The sequence below is a fragment of the Rurimicrobium arvi genome, assembly GCF_039540495.1.
GTDB lineage: Bacteria > Bacteroidota > Bacteroidia > Chitinophagales > Chitinophagaceae > Rurimicrobium > Rurimicrobium arvi.
Genome location: NZ_BAABEZ010000022.1, coordinates 960,953 through 981,355 on the forward strand (window position 1 = coordinate 960,953; position 20,403 = coordinate 981,355).

Here is a 20,403-nt window from a genome sequence, read left to right on the forward strand (position 1 = left end):
CCCAGAATGGTAATGAAAAGTCTAGCGGGCTTTAGGAACATTATGCTTGAGTATTTGATTCAGCCCTTTCATCAGAATTTCAGGGTCTGCAAATATCTTATTTTTCAGTTTGCCCGCCAAGATGGGTGCATCACCGCCGGTTAAGATTGCGTTAAAGTCCGGATACTGTGATTCATACATTGCAATCATTCCATCGATTTCAGCTGCAGCCCCGAAAATAGCGCCGCTGCGCATACAGGACTCTGTATCGTAGCCTACCAGCATCAGATCCCCGTCTACTTTTACGGAAGGTAATTTTGCGGTATGTTCATGCATTGCGGTCAGGCGCATCTGCAGGCCGGGTGATATTGCACCACCACGGAAAGTCCTGTTTTTACCAATAAAATTATACGTAATGCAGGTTCCCACGGAAATAACCAATGAGTTTTTATCCGGATGCGCTCCATATGCTGCACATGCCAGTGCCACCCTGTCGGCACCGAGACTTTCGGCGGAACTGTAGGCATTCAGGATGGGCAATGAGGTTTTATTGTCCAATACGATTACAAGAGGTGTCAACTCGCGCAATGCTTCCACGAGCTCATGGTGCTGGTTGGTCACGGAGCTTACGATCGCTCCGGAGAAGCTGCGACGAGGCGCGATCTCCCGGTGCAACTGATCCACCACTTCTTCCGCCTTTAAGGAATAGCGTTCCGTAATCTTATCATTTTCATCAAAAAGGGCAATTTTTACCAGGGTATTTCCCCAATCGACACAAATTTTAGATGTAGACATAGACGAGTTGTTTTCGGGTTGAATAGGGTTAAAGATAATGCCCAGGCCGGAAAAGCCAAAAAAAAAGAGCAACATTTTGTTGTTGCTCCATCCCCTACACATTAGTTCGTGTTATTATTCAACCTTTTTCCAACTGTCGTCCACGTTTCCGAAAGTATCGAAGCGCTTGGCCCAATCGCGTAAAAACTCAGGACCGGCATCCGCATTCAATACTTTATGAACACTGTCTGCGTAAGAAATGAAAAAATAAAAGCCAGGCAGGTCGGCTATTTTCTGCTTATATATACGGTGCAATGTATCCGGACGGATCACGGCAAAATCGTTGAACAGATTTACGGCATCGTTTTTGCTACCCATTTTCTCATAAGTACCTACGCGCTCCACATGCGATTTACCGATGTAGCGAACCATACCGTTCTCAAATACCTCAACCGAATAAACCGGGCAAGTGCCGAAGCAGGCCGAGCGGCCCATGAGTACAGATTTAAGACCGCTTTTGTTGGTAACGGCAGCACTGGCAGTCTTCTGTTTCTTCTTGCCCTTATGCATGGCCTGCACCCCGGCAAAGGAAAAAATGATACTCAGAAATAATAAAACTTTGAACGTGTGACGTGGCATATGATTCTTGAATTTGAACAAAGGTAACCGCTTCAGCAAAAACTATATGACAAAAAAAACAGAAGATTCAGGAATGGAAGATTTTTGCAGACTGGCTCTGTACTATACCGAACAGGTAGGACCGCGACTGGCTTCAGATCTGATGAAAACATTCGGATCTGCCGCAGCCGTATTTAAAGCTTCCCTGAAGCAATTACTGCAAATAGAGGGAATCGGTGAAACCCGGGCGCAAGCCATCAGAAGCGGGAACGGGAAACGCTATGCGGAAGCGGAGCTGGAGTTTACCACGAGGGAGCAGATCCGGATTCTGTTCCGGGAGAACGAAGCATTTCCGGAAAGACTGTTACATTGCCCCGATGCACCGCTGCTGCTGTTCCACAAAGGCGACTTCCTGCTCAACCGCAAACGCATGATCGCCGTTGTGGGTACGCGCAACCTCACTGAATACGGCCGCAAAATCACGACGCAGCTCATAAATGAGCTGGCCGGTGTTCCGGACCTCGTGGTGGTAAGCGGGTTGGCCGCGGGTATCGATACTATTGCACATAAACAATCCTTGCAGCACCAGATACCTACCGTGGGTGTACTGGGTCACGGGCTGCATACGATCTATCCGTCTGCCAACCGCCAGCTTGCACGGCAGATGACGGAACCGGGCGCCTGTCTGCTCACGGAATTCGGCCGTATGATCAAAGTGGAGAAAGGCAACTTCCCTTCCCGCAACCGCATCATTGCGGGCATGTGCGACGTATGTGTGGTTACGGAAAGCGACCGGACGGGCGGTGCCCTTATTACCGCCCGCATTGCCAATTCCTACAGCCGTGAAGTCGCCGCGTTCCCGGGCAGAACCGACGACCCTAAATCCTCCGGCACGAATGCGCTTATACGCGACAATCGGGCGGCGCTCGTCACATCGGCAGAAGATATCCTGAAGCTGATGTCCTGGGAACAACCGGCAAAGACAATAAAAAAGGCGCAGCAACTGATGCTGCACCTTTCTGCCGAAGAGCAAAAACTGATCGACCTGCTTCAGGATGGCACAAACCGTCATGCAGATGAATTATTGCTCCTATCCGGATGGGATAGCTCTTCGCTCGCCGGCATACTCCTGCATCTCGAAATGCAGGGCATCATCAAAACATTGCCGGGCAAGCGGTATGCATTGAGCTAGTGTACGCTTGCTTCGCGCCACTCTGCCTGTAGCGGTTCAAGGCTACCCGATGCCTCAAAATCTTCACGGTCTACCACCGCGTCGGGATAGGTAATCAGGGATACAAAATCCTGCTTCCACCAGTCGTGCTCCAGACGTGAGAAGTGAATAAGTCCGGAAACAGAGCATCCATGCTGGTTGCTCGACCATTCGTCAATGCGCGCAAATAAATGATGCGGTACCTGGTGCAGTTTCCTGAAGCTTACATATACATGCAGGTAAAAATCATTACTCAGCCGGTCAGATTCGTTGGCAAGCAATTTCTTATACTCATACCGGTAATCATAGCGCAACGCAGACAGATCGCTTAATACAGCCGAAGCAGTAGGGAAGCTGCCGGCGCCTTTTCCGCAGAAAAACTGCTTATCGGCAAGCCCGCTCCCGATTTCAATACCGTTGTACTCATTGCTCACGAGATACAGATTACTGTCATGGTGTACAAAGCGCGGCAGCACGAATGCAGCCACCTTACCATTCTTCAGTTTGGAAGCCTGCGCAATCAGCTTGATCTTAAATCCTTTTTCCCGTGCAAAAACCGCATCTCCTTCCTTGATGCCGGTGATTCCTGCATGCGTTATCCGCTCCGGCTCATGTACAATACCATATGCATGTCCGAGCAATATGGCAAGTTTGAAAACAGCATCCTTGCCTTCGATATCAAGCGATGGATCACTTTCTGCAAAACCTTTTTCCTGCGCGAGCTGCAAGGCTGCGCCGAAGCTCAGATTATCCTCGGCAATACGGGTAAGAATATAATTTGTCGATCCGTTGACGATTCCCTGCACGGAGCGCAGCAGGTCGTTATCGTAATATTCTTCAAGATTACGGATCACGGGAATACTGGCGCAGCAGGCCGCTTCATATAAAAACGGTGTTTCGTAGCGACGTTGCAATTCCAGCAGTTCAGGCAGGTGCCGGGCGATCATTTTTTTGCTGGCGCTCACGAGTGCCTTACGGGAACTCAACGCACTTCGCGCAATGCGGATCGCGGCATCGGCATCGTCGATCAGTTCTACGATCACATTGATCTCCGGGTCGTTCAGCAATGCTTCCGCATCTGTGGTAAACAGGCTGTGCGGTGCATTACGCGGCTTATCCGGATGTTTGATACAAACACTTTTAATGGTCGCATCGAGGGTGGGTGTCTGCTGCAACACCCTGTACAATCCTTCACCTACCACACCAAAGCCAAACAGGCCGATTACGAGTTTCTTTTTTTGTTGAGACATTTTTTCGTTTTTGTTGAGACAGTTATCAGATAATTTTTATGCTTGCACGTTCAGATTTTCATTCCATTCCGCAACTTCGGGTAACAGGGAAAGCGCTTCACTGATATCCACGATCAGATCGCCCACATCTTCAAGTCCGACACTCAGGCGAATGAGACTGTCCGCTACTCCTGCCTTGCGACGTTGTTCTGCGGGAATGGTCTTATGCGTCATAGACGCGGAGTGAGAGATAAGGCTTTTTACTCCGCCGAGACTTTCAGCAAGCTTGAAGTACCGACAGGAGCTCACAACAGTCCGAGCTGCCTCGACAGTATCATCTTTCAGTGTAAATGAAACAATACCTCCGAAAGCCTTTTGCTGCCTTGCAGCTACGGCATGATTCGGATGATCAGGCAATCCCGGGTAATAAATCCGGTCGATCGCAGGGTGCTGCTGCAATACCTCTGCCAGACGGTAGGCATTGCGTGAGTGCTGAAGTACGCGCAGGGACAGGGTTTCAATGCCACGGATTGTCAGAAAACAATCCTGCGGACCCAGTATTGCTCCACTGGCGTTCTGAATGAAGCGGATCTGGTCGCCCAGCTCTTTTGTCTTTGTCACCACCAGTCCGGCGATAAGATCACTGTGGCCTGCAATATATTTCGTTGCGCTATGCAGAACGATATCTGCACCCAGATCCAGCGGACGCTGCAATACAGGAGAGGCAAAGGTATTGTCCACGCAAAGCAACAAACCATGTGCCCTGGTAATATCTGCAATGGCCGAAATATCGCTGATCTTGAGTGTCGGGTTACTCGGCGACTCCAGCCATACAAGCTTTGTTTTCGGACCGATAGCTGCAGCAACGTTTTCCGGATCGGAGGTATCCACGTATTTTACGCTGATACCGAATTTCTGGTAAACCTGCGTAAACAGCCGGAATGCTCCGCCGTAAATATCGTCCACCGCAATGATCTCATCTCCTGCCGAAAGCAGTTTTACCACTGCATCGATCGCCGCAAGGCCGCTGGCAAAGGCCGCTCCCGCTGCACCGTGCTCCAGTTGCGCGATCAGGTCTTCGAGCACTTTACGCGTTGGATTATTACTGCGTGCATAATCGAACCCTTTGTGTTCGCCGGGAGCTTCCTGCACAAAGGTGGACGTCTGGTAAATGGGAACTGCAATTGCACCTGTAAGCGGGCAAACGGGAATGGCGTGAATGGTTTCTGTAGCGAAGCTCATGATATGTATGTTTTTTGTTTACGAATGTTTACGCCACAAAAAAAACTTATCAGAAATGCCTGCCGGAGTGCTTTATCATCTGCGCCGGAAAAACCGGAACAAACAAAAAAGCTCCTCCGACAAGTCAGAGGAGCTTTAATTATCTGAAGGCGAAAGCCTGATGATCAAAACTAATACTGACTTATCTTCCGTACTGTTTGTACGTTGGAGTTAGCACCTTTCGACGGCTATTACACCGGGTAGGTTGCTAAGGCTTCACAGGGCCAATCCCTCTGCCTTTCTTGATAAGTAATCTTTTGAAGAACTGATGCAAAGGTAAATGCCTGTTTTTCTATTTTCCAAAAAAATTTCAGAAAAAGGAGGATGCAAGTGCCTGAAAACCGCTACAGACAAGCATTTCATGGGGATATTTTTTATTCTTTCCGGATAAGCGCATGTGCCCCCGAAGCCGAATACCTGCAGACTCGTATGGTAAACGGCAATCTGTTTCTGCTCAGCCGAACAGCATGCAAACAGGCAACAGATAAGCACAAACGACAGAAAACGTCTCATAGCTGCAGGGTTTCTGCAATAAAATTACCATATATAACTTTCAATTTCAATAGCTGGACTTTCTTAATTAATTTCGCAGCACTACAAAGCGAGGCTGTCGCCTCGGGCTTGTCCGGGGAGGAAAGTCCGGACAGCACAGAGCAGCGCAGCAGCTAACGGCTGCGGTTTCCTGCAAGGGAAATACAGAAAGTGCCACAGAAAATAACCGCCCCGAACTGGTTGAAGGGTAAGGGTGAAAACACAGCTTAAGCAACTGTGCGTATTGCCGGTAACGGTAGTACGGGGTAAACCTTGCGTGCTGAAATGCCCAATAGGCATACGATTGAGGGCTGCTCGCCCGATGTATGCGGGTAGGCAGATACAGGTGTTGTGTGAACAGCATCGCAGATAAATGACGGCCACTTCCTCCGGGAGGGACAGAATCCGGCTTAACGGTTTGTAGTTTTTTTAAAAAAAGGAAAGCCCCGGCGCATGCGCCGGGGCTTTCCTTTACATATTTGTAGTTTATGAAACGCTAGACAGCGAACATATTCGTGTTTCCATGTCGCATCGTCGGCAATATCAAACAACGGGATAAAACAGTCAACATAAAAGCCAAAAACAGAGATGCATTTTTGAAACAATTATTTCATCTCCAGGGAATCAGCGTAACTAATACTATAAAAATAAACAGAGCTATGATCTCCTTCGCTAATTATTGCATAATCTGAAAAGTCAAAAATATTCACAGTATCGCTGCTACAACGTGCCTTTTCTGAATCAGAATTTAGATTAAAACAGTTAACGTCAACTTTGCTTTTACCTGAGGTTTGAAGTTTTAAAGAATCGTATTTGAAAAATCCCGGCCTCGTCCCTTCTTCCTTGTCATTTAAAGAAAATGTATCACCAGGACTAATATTTGAGGATAAACCGATCTTCCCACTTGAATATGCGTCCAAGGTAACCGTTGTTGAAAGGCTATTTACAAATTTCGTTTGTGCCGTATTACCATAGTCTATAATCGTTTTTCCACAACCAGACAACATTAATATTGTAGAAACTAAAATTATATTTTTCATCTTTTGTAATTTATATGGAAATATAGTAGTCAAACAAATCATCTAAATCACTCGGATTAACCCCCGGCTTCCCCAAAGCTTTAAGATTATTTCTCCAATCATCCAAAGTTTCTGCGGTGTTCAAGGTATTCCAAATTTCCTGTATTGAGAAACCAGAAACTTTATCATCTACCCACGAATTACCGTACACCCTTTGATTGAATGTATCCATCAGATCAATTACAATTGGAGTATAGCCGTCTTGCATATGTTTTACATCTGTAGCGTTTGACGTGCTAAGATATTGCCAACCTTGCCAAAAATCAAACCCCGTAAGTCCCATCCTATCCAAGTATTCACGCTGTGTAAATACATATTGAATTCCTCGGCACCAGCTTTCAGCAACCTTATTCTCGCATGCGTTATATTTACGGTGATTTCTGTCCCAGTGAGCAGCATGACCCAGCTCGTGAATTGTGGTACTGTAAATTTCGGCGCTGGCACGATCTGGTTTCCAAACGTCAATCATTGAATAAAATCCAAGTAACCTTACCCAAGGATGGGTTTGAGCATTATAAGCCTTGTCCTTATTATGAGCTGCAATCTTAACTTTTGGCCTTAAGAAACCTTTTATTGGAGGCCTTCCTATACCTGATATGCAATCGTAATAATAATCGAAAGCCGCTCTAAATATATGCCCTTCAAAACACTGCCTTCTATCTGATATAAATAAATTCCATGGCAAATTTGATTTTGGTCCGTTAATCGTGGCTTGCCCAAAAGTGCCCTTCCTTACGTCAAAGTCTTTTCTTTCAAATACCAACAAATAATTGGCTGGCCTTTTAAATCCTGGTCTAATAACGTAGTTGCCGGCAGCATCAGTATACGCCCACCTACTAGTAAACCAACGTCTTGCACGGATTTTTACGCCTTCTAAGGGAATATATTTATTTGTAAATGCAGGCGAAGGATGTGTAAATCCATAATCATATATCTGTACATTTCCTGAAGGATCAAAAGTTGTTTTAAGATTGTTACCCGTATAAGCCTCTGTACCAATTGTATCGTCAAAATTGCCCGTAAGCATCATTGCTTTATCCACGAGCTTATTTATCAGATCGGAATTAGATAGTCCGTCAAAAAACAAATTGGGATCTTGTTCCGGCAAATATAAGTCTGCCAATATTTCATACGGAACATTGGATAAAAAAGTATAGTTTGCTGGCACCGCTGCATATTGATAAGTTGGCGAATCTATCGGAACTTGCGGGTCGTGATATTCATCTCCAATACTAACCTCATAATCCAACGGGTAATCATACAAGTCCAAACTAGTATCTGCGACAAGTAAATCATATTGGTCCCAGGTTTGTGGTTTAAACTTCACATATCTATGTGTAACTCTTACGATAAATTTAGAAGCGTCGGTTGGACTGCTAAGCTCTAAGATAGCTTTCGCGCTGTCCATTACGCTGATAGTATACGGATTACGCAAATGAGTTCCCAAATTTATCGAATGTGAATAATCGTCAGAATTTTTCGAGGTTAGATTGCGTTTCCCCGACGAAGTGAAATCATCTTTTTTGCATGATCCAAATATAACAAATGCTACTAATGCCAAGCCTAAAATTTTGCTTTTTTTCCTATTCATCTTTTGTTTCTTTTATCGTATTGTAAATGTCTTATTGTATACAAAATTTGTAAACAATCTCGCGATAAAAAACAGTCATAATAGCTAAAGACTGCTCTTTATAGTGGCCGTGATATTTGAGCAAAATAAAAGAGAAATTTAAAGCTAGCAAAAAAAAATCAGAACAAATTTTTAAAAAATATATACTAAAGCAATTAATAATCAATTGAAATAAGCGAATAATACAAATTACAATAACAGCTCGCAAGTACCAATTAAGTTAAAAATCATAAGATTACATACTTATGATAGAATCCAATTTTATGGTTAACATAAACAATGAAATTAGATGTTCCGGCGCATAAAAATGCCCCCAATAAGTTTTACCTTTGGGGGCAGCAAAATCCCGTTTTTAATTACACTTTGAAAAGTTCAGAAGCACGGCACCAGTCTATTTTTTGCGTTTTTTCTTTTGCTCCTGTTGCCTATCCTTTCCCTTCGCAATCCTTCTCGCAACTTTTTGTGCAGGCATTTCAGCCAGCTCAAAGTCTATCTGACGTTTATCGAGATCGGTACGCACCACGCGTATCATCAGGTGCTGTCCGATCGTAAACCGGATACCGGTATATCTACCTACAAGCGCATATTCCGATTCGGAGAAATCGAAGCGGTCTATAGCGGAAAGATCATTTACCGAAAGCATACCTTCACATTTGTGCTCAATGGTCTCTACAAACACCCCGAAAGAAGTTACACCGGAGATCACGCCCTCAAACACATCTCCCACAAACTGCTGCATATACTCCACCTGTTTGTATTTCGTCGCTGTACGCTCTGCTTCCATAGCATTCCGTTCCTGATCACTGCAATGGCGGCACATCTCTTCCAGTCCCTTTACCGGCTCGACTTTGCCGCGCAGCAGATCGTGCACAATGCGGTGTACCAATACATCCGGATAACGTCGGATCGGCGAGGTGAAATGGCAGTAATGCTCAAAACCCAGACCATAGTGCCCGATATTCTCCGTAGTGTAAATCGCTTTGCTCATGGTACGGATGCCCAGTGATTCCAGCATATGCTGCTCCGGCTTGCCATTCACTTCTTTCAGCATTTCATTGAATGAGCGTGCGATCAGTTCGGGCGACTGAAGATTCAGGCGATAGCCGAATTTGGAAGCAAATGACGCGAAGGCGCTGAGCTTCTCTTCTATGGGCTGGTCGTGGATACGGTACGGAAACGGCAATGGCTTCCCTTTATAGGTAAACTCCTGCGCATACCCGGCAACGTACCGGTTCGCCAGCAACATCAGTTCTTCGATGAGCTTGTGCGCATCTTTACTTTCTTTTACCACGATACCGATCGGTTTACCCTGCTCATCCAGTCGGAACCGTACCTCTGAGGAAGAAAAGTTAATCGCTCCATGCTCAAAACGCTCTGCCCGTAATGCTTTCGCGATGGCGTCCAGCGTGAGCACTTCTTTGGCATAATCACCTTCACCGGTCTCAATGATCTCCTGTGCTTCCTCATAGGTAAAGCGCCTGTCGGAACGGATCACAGTTTTCGCAATGCGGTAATCTTTTACCTTACCTTTTTTATTGATCGTAAAAATAGCTGAGAACGTAAATTTATCTTCATCCGGCCTCAGCGAACAAAGCATATTGCTCAGGTGTTCCGGCAGCATCGGCAACACACGGTCCGGAAGATACACACTGGTAGCGCGGTTCAGCGCCTCCTCGTCCAGCGGGCCTCCCGGCTGCAGGTAATGGCTCACATCCGCAATATGCACGCCCACTTCATAGTAACCGCCTTTCAGCGTACGAAGTGAGATCGCATCGTCAAAGTCTTTTGCATCTATCGGATCGATGGTCATCGTGAGCACATCGCGAAAATCCTCCCGGCGGGCAATCTCCTTTTTGTCCAGCACATCCGGTATACGGGCTGCTTCTTCCAGAACATCGTCCGGAAAATCCAGGGGGAAACCATTCTCACTTAATATTTCCTGCATTGCAATCTCATTCGCATCTTCCTGCGTGAGCACGCGCAATACTTCTCCAACCGGATTTTTCGACCGGCGCCATTCAGTCACCCGCACCATTGCTTTGTCTCCGTCCTTTGCACCGTTCAGTTTATCGATCGGAATGAAGATATCAACCGGTACTTTTTCATTGTCCGGCACCAGGAACGCAAATGTGGGCTTTACATCCAGCCTGCCGAGAAACTCGCTTTGCTTACGCACCAGCACTTCTTTCACCACACCCTCCACACGCTTATTGTCACGTGTTTTGCGTACCATCACATCCACTTTCACTTTATCCCCCTTAAGGGCAGTGTTCAGGTTTTCCGGGTAAATAACGATGTCCCGCTCCAGTCCTTCCACTGCCACAAACCCCATGCCGCTACGGGCAATATCTATAATCCCGCTCAGCGAAAGGACTTTTGTTGCTTCCTGTCCCGGACGGCTCTTTTTATTTTTTATATGCTTATGTCCCATAAAGGTGAACTACGCTTTTTTTTGTAATTGCTTAAAGATAGTTATTACGTGCCGGATTCCGTTGCCTCCTGCACGCTGCGAAGGTGCCGGAGGTATGGGTAACTTCCATGAACAGCAATTTAAAAAACCGTTAAATCCGTAAACGGAAGTTCCATTTAACTTTTTCCAATTTTTACTGATTTCTATTTTTGGATACGCAAAACACAACAAATCATGAAAAGCAATCTTGTTCCCGTAATCCTTACAGCCGCGCTCACCAGTGTGGGCACGATTTTTGCGGTCAAACAGTTTTCAAAAAGCGACCCGGTACTCTGGGATTCTTCCCGACAGTTACCCGTGAATTATGTGAGCTACAGCTCTGAAAACGGGCCCGTCAAAGGCGCGCCCGTCGATTTCCGTAATGCGGCGGAAAGCAGCGTAAAGGCAGTCGTACATATTAAGACAACCATTAACTCCCGTACGGTTGTGGCACGAGACCCCTTTGCAGAAATGTTCGGTGATAATTATTTCCGCCAATACCGCACACCCGAGCAAATGGGTTCCGGCAGCGGTGTGGTGATCTCTCCCGACGGATATATCGTTACCAACAACCACGTAGTGAACGGCGCCGATGTGGTTACAGTTACTTTTAACGACCGTAATACCAGACAAGCCAAAGTGATCGGCACCGACCCTTCAACCGATATCGCGATTCTGAAGATCGACGAGAAAAACCTGCCCTTTATGGAATTCGGCAATTCCGATGATGTGCACCTCGGCGAATGGGTACTGGCGGTGGGTTATCCCCTTTCTCTTGACGCCACCGTTACGGCCGGTATCGTGAGCGCCAAAGGCCGCACGATCGGTGCCGCAGGTACAAGGGGACGTTCGGCGATAGAATCGTTCATACAAACAGATGCTGCGGTAAATCCGGGCAACAGCGGCGGTCCGCTTGTAAATGCCACAGGTCAGCTGATCGGCATCAACTCTGCCATCGCTTCGCTCACCGGAAGCTACACCGGCTATTCTTACGCCATACCGGCAAACATCGTAAAAAAAGCAGCAGCCGATATTATCCAGTATGGTACGGTACAACGCGGTTTCCTGGGCATCGAACCGAGAGACTTCAAATACGCCACTCCGGATGAAATCAAAACGTATAAGCTCACCGAAACGGAAGGCGTATTTGTTGCCGGAGTATCAGATAAAGGTGGTGCAAAAGCCGCAGGTATTCAGAAAGGTGATTTCATTACGGCGATCAACAGCAGCAAAGTAACTACCATACCGGAGCTCAACGAACAGGTTGCACGCTACAAACCGGGGGATCATATCAGCGTCACCTACCTGCGTAACGGCCGTGAGCAAAGCACCAGTGTGGAACTCAAAAACATCAACGGAACTACCGACGTGGTTAAAGACGAAGTAGCCTCACCACTTACAGGAGCCTCACTTGGGGAATTGTCCGCAGCTGAAAAACGCAAATATGGTATTGAAGCCGGAATTACCGTAAAGAAGGTGGGCGAAGGATTGCTGGCAAAAGCACGTATGCGCGACGGATATATTATCACAGGCATCAACGGGAACCCGGTAAATACCGTGACTGCTGTAGAGGAAGCTCTTTCTTCCCGCAACGACATACAACTGGAAGGATTTTATCCGGACAGGAACGGCATGTATTATTACAATATCCCGGCTCGGTAATGCCGTCTCCATACAAAAACAAAAAAGGTATCGGTTTACGCCGATACCTTTTTTTATAGCCGGAAAAACTACTGTTACGAAAAGAATGCGATGATGCCGTAGGCAATAGCCGCCAGCACTGCACTTACAGGAATTGTAAGGATCCAGGCCCAGAGCAGGTTGATCGTCACACCCCAGCGAACCGCAGAAAGGCGTTTAGTGGCACCTACCCCGATAATAGAACCGGTAATGGTGTGTGTGGTACTTACCGGTATCTTCAGCATTTCGGTAATAAAAAGGGTTAATGCTCCCGCAGTCTCCGCAGCCACACCTTCAAATGGCGTTACTTTCGTGATGCGGGAACCCATCGTTTTGATGATCTTCCAGCCTCCGCTCATTGTACCGAGCGCGATAACCGTATAGCAGGAAAGCGGCACCCAGGTAGGCATCTGGTCAAAGCTCTTGATCTGGTTACCTGCAATCAGCGCCACCGTGATAATACCCATTACTTTTTGGGAGTCGTTACCTCCGTGACCGATACTGAACGCAGCAGAAGAAATCAGCTGCATCCGTTTAAACCAGCGTTCGCTCTGTGCATAGTTCAATGCACTCAGGAACAAAGAGAACAATGCGATCGCGATTACGATGAATCCGATCATCAGCCATTTAACGTTCTCACCGTGGGTGATGAAGTTCAATGTTCTTGATTCAAAACGGGGTTTGTAAACAGACTCAACTGTCTTTTGTTCTTCTTTGCGGATCACCGTAAAGCTGAAAGCATCTCCGTATTGATGGGCATCCAGGATAGCATTCAGTTCTTTCGATTCATGCACCGCCTGTCCGTCAACAGAAAGGATCACATCTCCTTTTTTGAAACCCATATTCTGGGCCGCGGATTTGTTCGGCAATTCCTTGATCTCAACTCCCTGTTCGGTCTTCTCAAGCTTTTTAAAGCCCAGCACCTTTACAATATGGCGCTCAAATGAGTTGTTCACAATAAAAACGGTTGCCGCTATAATCAGGAGGGAAACAATTTTCGGAGCCAGGGTTTTGCGGAAAGAATTCAGAAACCACAGCGAGATGATAAATGCGATGACCATTCCGACCAGCGGGGCCAGGAAGATAAAGCTGGTGATCTTTACAATTGTTCCGACCTCAATCGATTGAAAGCCCGCATGCGCAATTGCGGCACCCGCGAATCCCCCGATCAGCGTGTGGGAAGAGCTGGAAGGAATCCCGAACCACCAGGTAAGCAGGTTCCAGGTAATGGCCGCTATCAGACCGGCCAGGATCACCGGCAGCGTAATGTCTGCCTCATGCACCGTCTTCGCGATAGTATTCGCCACACCATGATCTTTAAAAATAAAGAACGCCGCAAAGTTGAACAGTGCTGCCCACAATACCGCCTGGAAAGGAGACAGCACTTTGGTAGACACTACAGTTGCAATAGAGTTGGCTGCATCATGGAAACCATTGATATAGTCGAAAACCAACGCCAGCGCAATGATGACGATAAGTAATATGGTCATAATATGCTTATTGAGTCAGGATAAAAGGATTAAGAGTATTTGATAATGATAGATTCGATCACGTTTGCAGCATCTTCGCATTTATCGGTCACGAATTCCATATCCTGATACAGTTCCTTTTTCTTGATCAGTTCGATAGCATCTGTTTCCAGCAGGAATAATTGGGTAAGCGCACTATCCAGAATATCGTCCGCCTCATTCTCAAAGCTGTTTACATGCACACAGGCCTGAGTAATCTCTTTCAGGTTTTTCATGTTTCTCAGTTCCTTGATCGCAGCGGCCAGTGCATTCACCGATTTGCCGATCACATGAGCAAACTGGCGCATGGTATCATTAGTATCCTCAATGTTGTAATTCACGATACGCTTTGCAGAAGCCCAGATGAAATCCGCGATATCATCCAGTGCCGTAGCGAGATAGTGAATATCTTCACGATCAAACGGAGTGATGAAGTTCTGACCCAGTTCGATGAACAGACGGTGGGTAGCATCATCATTCTTATGCTCCATGTCTTCCAAAGCATTCAGCATCTCATTGCGTTTCTTCTGATCGGTTTCGTTGATCGCCTGCTCGAAACGAGCACTCATCGCTGTGAGGTTAGACGCCACTTCTTCGAAAAGAGAATAGAAAATGCGGTCTTTTGGTGTGAAGAATTTCACGAAGGAATTAAGTCCCATAAAACTTTTTATTTGTTTGAAAAGAGGTTGTAAAATTAGTTGAATTTGCCGCCCGGCTTTCTGTTCCCGGGCTATTTAATAATAAGATAACCTTGGATTCATATACAACAGCGACATTACACGCTGGCTAGAACCGGTATTGCAGCCGCCACGTAAACACATTATCATTCACATCATCTGTCAGACCTGCGATCTGTGTTTTTTCATTCATCACCTGTGCATAATAGATCGTCGATTTCACATGCGCATTGATCATATATACAAAGCCGCCGCCGAAAGTGTCATACCGAACATCAGCCGCAGAAAAACCTTTTGCAGCGGTAATATCCGTTCCCTTTACATTCGTATTCGGATCATACCAATCATATTTCAGTACCAGCTGCAGGCGGTCTGTCCCCAGATGTTGCAGGAAGTAAATGTAACCTCCGGCAAAGTTACGGGTATATAAAGTCTGCGGTGTACCGGGAGAGGATACTGGATATACACCAGGCGTTTCACTGGAGGCAAAAGTAGCCGTTTGCTGTCCGCGGATCGTTTCGGCACGGAATTCAGTCGCTCCTTTATGATTCGGAATCCGGAGCTGTATATCCGCACCGTAGTAACGGCGTGGCGTAATCTGGTTGAAATGATTCGCATTGGTATCGATCACAAAACGGGCGTTGGCACCGCTTCCCTGTACCTGCGCCCAGGTCTGGCCCTGATTAGTGATGCCACCGAGATAACCCGAAACGGAGGCACTCAGCTTCCATCCCGCCTTATTGATCTTCCAGGGCTTCATACTGATACGGCCGATCAGGTCTTTATGATTATCATAATCAGTGGTACCGGAAAGACCCTGCCCGTTGAAGATTCCCAGATCTGCCTTCAGCCATTTGATCGGAAAACTTTTTTTACGCGGATCAAATGTGAACATCACTCCGATATCGCGCTCCGTTTTCATCAATGTCTGCGACATACGGCCACGCTCCGGGCTTTCACGGTCGGAGGAGGACAGGTTGACCTCAAAGCCCATAGGGCGCGCAAACATACCCGCCGTAACGGCGAAGAACTGGTATTTATTTTCGAAGAAACGACCCCAGAAATCGCGGATCGCAACGCCGCGCTCTGTACCGTCGAACTGGAAAGCGAAGAACGCCAGCGGCTGACGGTCACTGTTGAAGTGGGAATAGTCGATACGGATACGACCACGGCGCAACATAAAGCGATTGGAAGAATTCGGAGCGAAATCTCCGCCTTCGAAGCTTTTCACGCCATTGCTGCCTGTAGCCTGAAACTGAGGCTGCATATACCCGCCGAAACGCATGCGGTCATGCTCATTAAAGATCGGATAAAGACCCTTGCCCTGTGGCGTGGTGGTATCCATCATGTCGGTAAGGAAACGCTGCGCCGACACATCGCCTGCGAACGCTACCAGCACTAAACAAAAACACAGTGTAATTTTTTTAATCATCTGCCGTTTAAAATTTCGGCAAAAGTAATCCCGGGTCCGCGCAGAAGGAATAATATAACCCAGAATTAATAATTACTTAATATTGAGGTTACATGCGTTTCGTAAGGCGCAAACCCTTGAAAAACAGAAGGCCACCCATTTACGGGTGGCCTTCTTCAACACTGTTTTTCTGCTTATTTCTTAGCGTTTTTCCGTGCAGCATTTGGCTTTGCAGGAGCAACTTCTTCCTCTTCTGCAGTTTCCATATCCAGCATTTTTTCCAGCTGACGTACCTGCTTTTTGAGGTCGTATACCATTTTGTACACTTCTTCCATATCGCTGCGTGTGGCAACCGGGATGTTGCTGAACATTTTCTCCAGCTTCATATCGATTTCCTTACCAAGCTTCATTTTCAGAGAAGCCACATCAGCCATTACCTGTGCATACGCATCGCTTTCGAACAGGGTTACAAATTCAGCATCGCTGATGTTCAGCCACTCCTGGTACAATGCCATCAGGGAACCTACTTCTTCACCATTCTCCTGTTTGTTTACGATAGACTCGGCAACTTTTTCCATCACCTTTGTTCCTTTCTCGTAGATCATCGTCTGCATTTCTGCATTTTTGATGCTGAATACGATCATTTTATCAGCAATGTCCGACCAGTCAGTCATGGCACGTGTGTACTCGTTCTGGCCCATCATTTTGCCCATAGGAGCAAATACGCTGTTCAGGGAATTGCGCATGGTGTTGTAATAGCCAAGGCTGTTTTCCATCATTTCGTTCGGAGCGAAAGACGGCATCATACCACCCATCATTCCTTTCATCTGACGGAAACTATCCCATACATTCACCTGTTTCATACCGTCCTGCATCAGCTGACGCAGTCCGTTGAAATAATGTTGTGTCGGATCAGGCATCAGTCCGAACAGGTTGTCCATAAAACCTTTCATCATACCCGGATCCGTCATTTTGCGGAATGCGTCCATATTGAAAGTTTTATTCTGGATAGCGCTCATCATAGGTGACCACAGTTCCATGAAACGCATGAAACCGTTGTTCACATTCATCATGTTTTTGAATGCTTCCTGTGGCGTACCTGCCTGGAATGACTTCTGCATAGAAGCCATATTGTAGTTCATCATTTCTGTGTACTGGTTGAACAGGCTCGTCATATTGTCGGAGTAGTTCCTGAACTGATCCATAGAGAACGGATTCTGCTGCGGCATAAAGGATTTGCTCCAGTTCTGGAATTGGTTCATCCAGTTTTGCTGCGTCATATTGTTCATCATGTTATTCATTTGCTGATACCAGGCCTGATATAAAGCAGTTGGATTGCTCATATCAAAAGTTCTCGCCTGATCAGCGCTGGATTTAAACCAGTTCTGGTTCATGTCCCAAAGCTGTTTCGCAGCATCCATCTGGCGTGTCTGCCAGTTGGTGAATTGTTCGTTCATTTTATTGGCCTGCTCCTGAGCTGCAGAGCCGAAAGTTTCGGCTTTCTCAGTTGTAGCGCTGATGGCTTTCTTCTGACTGTCGAGCCAGTTGTTATACCACTCGCTGCCTTTGTTGATGGTCTCGTTGATAACGGTGTTGCCGTTAGTCATCTTCTTGGTGTTCTCCACCATCGTATCCACCATGTTCTTTTGCGTTTCCAGCATACTTTCCATAAAGTTGCTGCCATTCAGCTTTGCCATTTTGAGATTTTTATGATTATTAAAAGGTCTTAATTGTTGTGCGACTTTATCCTGCCGCAAAAGGATGCTTTTGGCGCCGCAAATGTACGTCACAAAAATTTATTTAATGTTAATAAGCGGACTATTTCCGACCCCTAACATTACTTTAACGTAACTATTAATATTTGGTAACCCTCCCGATAATTTAAAAAAAACATCTTGCATTACGGTTTCATCTGAAATCAAAAAAGGCTATTTTAGCCATAAAACGTATCGTTATGCTTCAAATCGGAGACTCTTTCAGACACAAATTCAGCTACACACAGGACGATGTAGACACCTACGCCCGCGTAAGCGGAGACACCAACCCGCTCCATATCGACGAAGCAGCCGGAGCCGCCAGCATGTTCGGCAGAAGGATCATTCACGGATTCCTGGGCGCCAGCGTATTCACCAAAATATTCGGTGCACTCTGGTATGCCGACGGACACGTGTATATGAGCCAGAATATCAAATGGCTGCGCCCGATGTTCACCGACCGCACATATGAAGCCGTGGTAACCGTAAAGGAAATATTCCCCGATAAGAACCGTATTCTGTATAACTGTGAAGTATTTGATGTGGAAACCGGCGATCAGACGATTGCCGGAGAGGCCATGCTGCTGAACAAGAAACAATATATCTGGTAGCGGCCAACCGCTCCGTTGTTGAAGGCGCGTCTCAGGATGCGCCTTTATCTTTTTAGAAATCCTTCCTACCTTAGCCGCCGCTTATGAATCTGCAACATGTACTGTACCTGATACGCAAAGATGCCCTCATCGAATGGCGGCAAAAACACACGCTTTTCGGTGTGTTGCTCTACGTGGGGTCTACAGTATTTGCCGTGTATATGATGCTCAACGGACAATCAGATCCGAAAGTCTGGAACGCCCTTTTCTGGCTGTTGCAGCTATTCGTGTCGGTGAATGCCGTCGCAAAAAGCTTCCTGCAGGAATCTCAGGCACGCTATCGCTATTATTTCACGCTGGTAGCCCCGGGCTCATTCATGGCGGCAAAGATGATCTACAATATCGTATTGCAGCTGCTGATCTCGCTCCTTACACTCGGTCTGTTTTCGCTGATGCTGGGCAATCCGCTGAAACAGGCGTCTTTATTCATTGCCGTTGCATCAATAGGCAGTGTTGCTTTATCCGGCGTGTTCACTTTTCTGTCGGCTATTGCCGCCAAGGCCAACCAGAACGCTGCGTTGATGGCGATTTTGGGATTTCCGATCATCACACCCGTGCTCATGATCCTGAGCCGGCTTGCGGTAAAAACGGTAATGCCGGTTTACCAGGAAGGATGGGGAACGCTCGCGGGCGTAATGGGCGGACTCATCCTGCTGATATTCGTACTCAGCCTGATCCTGTTCCCGTTTCTCTGGAAAGAATAATTCCTGCCGTCGCTAAGGCCGCTAATCGTTATAGGCGTAATCGGACATATATGCATAACGCGGCAGCAGCTTACCATCCGCACAGATCGTCGCACGTCTGATCAGATCATTATCGTAACCTTCCAGCAATGGGTCGAGTACATATTTTTCAAAGTGGGCGCCAAAATATTTCGAGGCATCACGCGGCAATTCATTGGGCAGGTTATCCACAGCCATAATGTCCACTATTCCTTTGTCGTCCCGGAAAGGTTCCACCTGCCGGAGCGACTTCCGGTCTACACCATACACCGGATCTGCAATGGTTGAAGCGCCCAGGTTCACCGGCACCGACCCGAAAGGATCACAGGTAATATCGGCAATCACGCTTACGCGGAAATCGTCCCGCTGCACGTCTTCATTGGTAAACAGACGCGGGATCTGCTGATCCCAGTAAATGCCGTTCATCAGGATATCGGTATGCGGCAGAAACTTCGGAAAAAGAGTTTCGTATTCGGAAGGATGCTGATGAAAATCTTCCCGGTTATAAGGCTTGCCATCTTTACGGCTATACAGTCCCCCACCCTTCAGTAAGGTATAAACCGGATAATCATATTCATTGTTCAGGTAATCTTCCGGCTCTATCGACTGGATATCCAGGTGCGACAATATTTCAAGTACACCCGATGTAACTTTTCCGGAGCCGGTAACGGCAATTTTTATATTCGGCAGGCGCAACTGATCATAAAACGAAAGCAGCTCTGCATAACTGTTGATATCGCATGCTTTAGGCAGCGTAAACAGCCCGTGCTTGCGGCCGTAGGTAAGAATGCCGTTATGAGCACCCACCACACCTGCAAAGAAGCCGAATCCCAGGATACGCTGGCCATCTGTGTGCGTAAGACATTCGTAGTCGATCATGCGGATACCCTTGCGGATCATTTCGCGCATCAGCGGCTTATTATAAGACTGCATCTTCTTGGTATGCGAAAAGAAAAAGTACGTTTTGCCCGGAATCAATTCCTGCTTCGGCACTTCCTTCACGCCCAGCAATACATCACAGTCGCTCATATCCGTTACCACTTCCACACCTTCCCGGCGATACTCCTCGTCCGAATAGCAGCGTGTTTCAGAAGTCTCTGCAACAATGCGCACCTGCGGATAGTCATGCATGATCTCCGCACACTGCTTGGGTGTGAACGGCACTCTGGTATCGGGTGGATTTTTTCGTTCTCTGATCAGGCCTATCAGCATAAAAATTGG

The 20,403-nt window shown here is 46.9% G+C and carries 16 protein-coding genes, 1 other RNA gene and 1 riboswitch; of the genes, 5 read left to right on the plus strand and 12 right to left on the minus strand.

The genetic code is table 11. From position 1 onward, the window contains the following. Positions 1-21: 21 nt before the first annotated feature. Positions 22-774 (minus strand): type III pantothenate kinase, encoded by a 753-nt coding sequence (locus ABD846_RS10975; protein WP_344826668.1) that lies wholly within the window; start codon positions 772-774, stop codon positions 22-24. Positions 775-888: 114 nt separating this feature from the next. Then, on the minus strand, positions 889-1,392 hold the full coding sequence (locus ABD846_RS10980) for a DUF6438 domain-containing protein (RefSeq protein WP_344826670.1): 504 nt from the start codon (positions 1,390-1,392) through the stop codon (positions 889-891). A gap of 46 nt (positions 1,393-1,438) precedes the next feature. On the opposite strand from ABD846_RS10980, the gene dprA reads away from it, so the two are divergent. Beyond that, a complete protein-coding gene (gene dprA / locus ABD846_RS10985; RefSeq protein WP_344826673.1) occupies positions 1,439-2,563 on the plus strand; it encodes a DNA-processing protein DprA in 1,125 nt (374 codons plus the stop codon). On the opposite strand, the gene ABD846_RS10990 is transcribed toward dprA, so the two are convergent. Then, a complete protein-coding gene (locus ABD846_RS10990; protein ID WP_344826675.1) occupies positions 2,560-3,831 on the minus strand; it encodes a homoserine dehydrogenase in 1,272 nt (423 codons plus the stop codon). The genes dprA and ABD846_RS10990 overlap by 4 nt on opposite strands. 36 nt (positions 3,832-3,867) lie before the next feature. After that, positions 3,868-5,052, minus strand: a complete 1,185-nt coding sequence (locus tag ABD846_RS10995) for a trans-sulfuration enzyme family protein (RefSeq protein WP_344826678.1) — start codon at positions 5,050-5,052, stop codon at positions 3,868-3,870. Between the two features lie 178 nt (positions 5,053-5,230). After that, positions 5,231-5,343, minus strand: a riboswitch (SAM riboswitch). Between the two features lie 342 nt (positions 5,344-5,685). Here ABD846_RS10995 and rnpB point away from each other — a divergent pair. Next, positions 5,686-6,050, plus strand: an RNA gene (gene rnpB / locus ABD846_RS11000) — RNase P RNA component class A. A gap of 177 nt (positions 6,051-6,227) precedes the next feature. Here the strand turns inward: rnpB and ABD846_RS11005 are convergent. From ABD846_RS11005 to rnr, 3 genes are all read right to left on the minus strand, one after another. Beyond that, entirely contained in the window at positions 6,228-6,662 is a 435-nt protein-coding gene (locus ABD846_RS11005; RefSeq protein WP_344826680.1) for a hypothetical protein, read from the minus strand. Between the two features lie 10 nt (positions 6,663-6,672). Next, positions 6,673-8,292: a hypothetical protein gene (locus tag ABD846_RS11010; RefSeq protein ID WP_344826683.1), complete on the minus strand. Its 1,620-nt coding sequence runs from the start codon at positions 8,290-8,292 to the stop codon at positions 6,673-6,675. 430 nt (positions 8,293-8,722) lie between these two features. Next, positions 8,723-10,762: a ribonuclease R gene (rnr, locus tag ABD846_RS11015; RefSeq protein WP_344826685.1), complete on the minus strand. Its 2,040-nt coding sequence runs from the start codon at positions 10,760-10,762 to the stop codon at positions 8,723-8,725. A gap of 213 nt (positions 10,763-10,975) precedes the next feature. Between rnr and ABD846_RS11020 the strand changes: the two genes are divergently transcribed. Continuing rightward, complete coding sequence (locus ABD846_RS11020) at positions 10,976-12,442, plus strand: trypsin-like peptidase domain-containing protein (protein ID WP_344826688.1); 1,467 nt, start codon at positions 10,976-10,978, stop codon at positions 12,440-12,442. Between the two features lie 74 nt (positions 12,443-12,516). Here ABD846_RS11020 and ABD846_RS11025 read toward each other — a convergent pair whose 3' ends face one another. The 4 genes from ABD846_RS11025 to ABD846_RS11040 form a co-directional block, all read right to left on the minus strand. Next, positions 12,517-13,950, minus strand: a complete 1,434-nt coding sequence (locus tag ABD846_RS11025) for an inorganic phosphate transporter (protein ID WP_344826690.1) — start codon at positions 13,948-13,950, stop codon at positions 12,517-12,519. A gap of 29 nt (positions 13,951-13,979) precedes the next feature. Continuing rightward, positions 13,980-14,627 carry a DUF47 domain-containing protein gene (locus ABD846_RS11030; RefSeq protein ID WP_344826693.1) on the minus strand — a complete coding sequence of 216 codons (648 nt, stop codon included), beginning with the start codon at positions 14,625-14,627 and terminating at the stop codon, positions 13,980-13,982. Between the two features lie 127 nt (positions 14,628-14,754). Continuing rightward, positions 14,755-16,077: a porin gene (locus ABD846_RS11035; protein ID WP_344826695.1), complete on the minus strand. Its 1,323-nt coding sequence runs from the start codon at positions 16,075-16,077 to the stop codon at positions 14,755-14,757. A 173-nt stretch (positions 16,078-16,250) separates the two neighbouring features. Beyond that, positions 16,251-17,753: a poly(R)-hydroxyalkanoic acid synthase subunit PhaE gene (locus ABD846_RS11040; RefSeq protein ID WP_344826698.1), complete on the minus strand. Its 1,503-nt coding sequence runs from the start codon at positions 17,751-17,753 to the stop codon at positions 16,251-16,253. Between the two features lie 257 nt (positions 17,754-18,010). On the opposite strand from ABD846_RS11040, the gene ABD846_RS11045 reads away from it, so the two are divergent. Continuing rightward, positions 18,011-18,421, plus strand: a complete 411-nt coding sequence (locus tag ABD846_RS11045) for a MaoC family dehydratase (RefSeq protein ID WP_344826700.1) — start codon at positions 18,011-18,013, stop codon at positions 18,419-18,421. 83 nt (positions 18,422-18,504) lie between these two features. Continuing rightward, positions 18,505-19,164 carry a heme exporter protein CcmB gene (locus ABD846_RS11050; protein ID WP_344826703.1) on the plus strand — a complete coding sequence of 220 codons (660 nt, stop codon included), beginning with the start codon at positions 18,505-18,507 and terminating at the stop codon, positions 19,162-19,164. Positions 19,165-19,185: 21 nt separating this feature from the next. On the opposite strand, the gene ABD846_RS11055 is transcribed toward ABD846_RS11050, so the two are convergent. Beyond that, the gene (locus ABD846_RS11055; RefSeq protein WP_344826706.1) at positions 19,186-20,394 is read right to left on the minus strand and encodes an NAD(P)-dependent oxidoreductase; all 1,209 of its coding nucleotides are present in this window, start codon (positions 20,392-20,394) and stop codon (positions 19,186-19,188) included. Positions 20,395-20,403 lie beyond the last annotated feature (9 nt).

Bases quoted from the DNA above. Each gene is read 5' to 3' on its own strand.
- ABD846_RS10975 (WP_344826668.1), bottom strand. From the start codon at position 774: ATGTCTACATCTAAAATTTGTGTCGATTGGGGAAATACCCTGGTAAAA.
- ABD846_RS10980 (WP_344826670.1), bottom strand. From the start codon at position 1,392: ATGCCACGTCACACGTTCAAAGTTTTATTATTTCTGAGTATCATTTTT.
- dprA (WP_344826673.1), top strand. From the start codon at position 1,439: ATGACAAAAAAAACAGAAGATTCAGGAATGGAAGATTTTTGCAGACTG.
- ABD846_RS10990 (WP_344826675.1), bottom strand. From the start codon at position 3,831: ATGTCTCAACAAAAAAAGAAACTCGTAATCGGCCTGTTTGGCTTTGGT.
- ABD846_RS10995 (WP_344826678.1), bottom strand. From the start codon at position 5,052: ATGAGCTTCGCTACAGAAACCATTCACGCCATTCCCGTTTGCCCGCTT.
- ABD846_RS11005 (WP_344826680.1), bottom strand. From the start codon at position 6,662: ATGAAAAATATAATTTTAGTTTCTACAATATTAATGTTGTCTGGTTGT.
- ABD846_RS11010 (WP_344826683.1), bottom strand. From the start codon at position 8,292: ATGAATAGGAAAAAAAGCAAAATTTTAGGCTTGGCATTAGTAGCATTT.
- rnr (WP_344826685.1), bottom strand. From the start codon at position 10,762: ATGGGACATAAGCATATAAAAAATAAAAAGAGCCGTCCGGGACAGGAA.
- ABD846_RS11020 (WP_344826688.1), top strand. From the start codon at position 10,976: ATGAAAAGCAATCTTGTTCCCGTAATCCTTACAGCCGCGCTCACCAGT.
- ABD846_RS11025 (WP_344826690.1), bottom strand. From the start codon at position 13,950: ATGACCATATTACTTATCGTCATCATTGCGCTGGCGTTGGTTTTCGAC.
- ABD846_RS11030 (WP_344826693.1), bottom strand. From the start codon at position 14,627: ATGGGACTTAATTCCTTCGTGAAATTCTTCACACCAAAAGACCGCATT.
- ABD846_RS11035 (WP_344826695.1), bottom strand. From the start codon at position 16,077: ATGATTAAAAAAATTACACTGTGTTTTTGTTTAGTGCTGGTAGCGTTC.
- ABD846_RS11040 (WP_344826698.1), bottom strand. From the start codon at position 17,753: ATGGCAAAGCTGAATGGCAGCAACTTTATGGAAAGTATGCTGGAAACG.
- ABD846_RS11045 (WP_344826700.1), top strand. From the start codon at position 18,011: ATGCTTCAAATCGGAGACTCTTTCAGACACAAATTCAGCTACACACAG.
- ABD846_RS11050 (WP_344826703.1), top strand. From the start codon at position 18,505: ATGAATCTGCAACATGTACTGTACCTGATACGCAAAGATGCCCTCATC.
- ABD846_RS11055 (WP_344826706.1), bottom strand. From the start codon at position 20,394: ATGCTGATAGGCCTGATCAGAGAACGAAAAAATCCACCCGATACCAGA.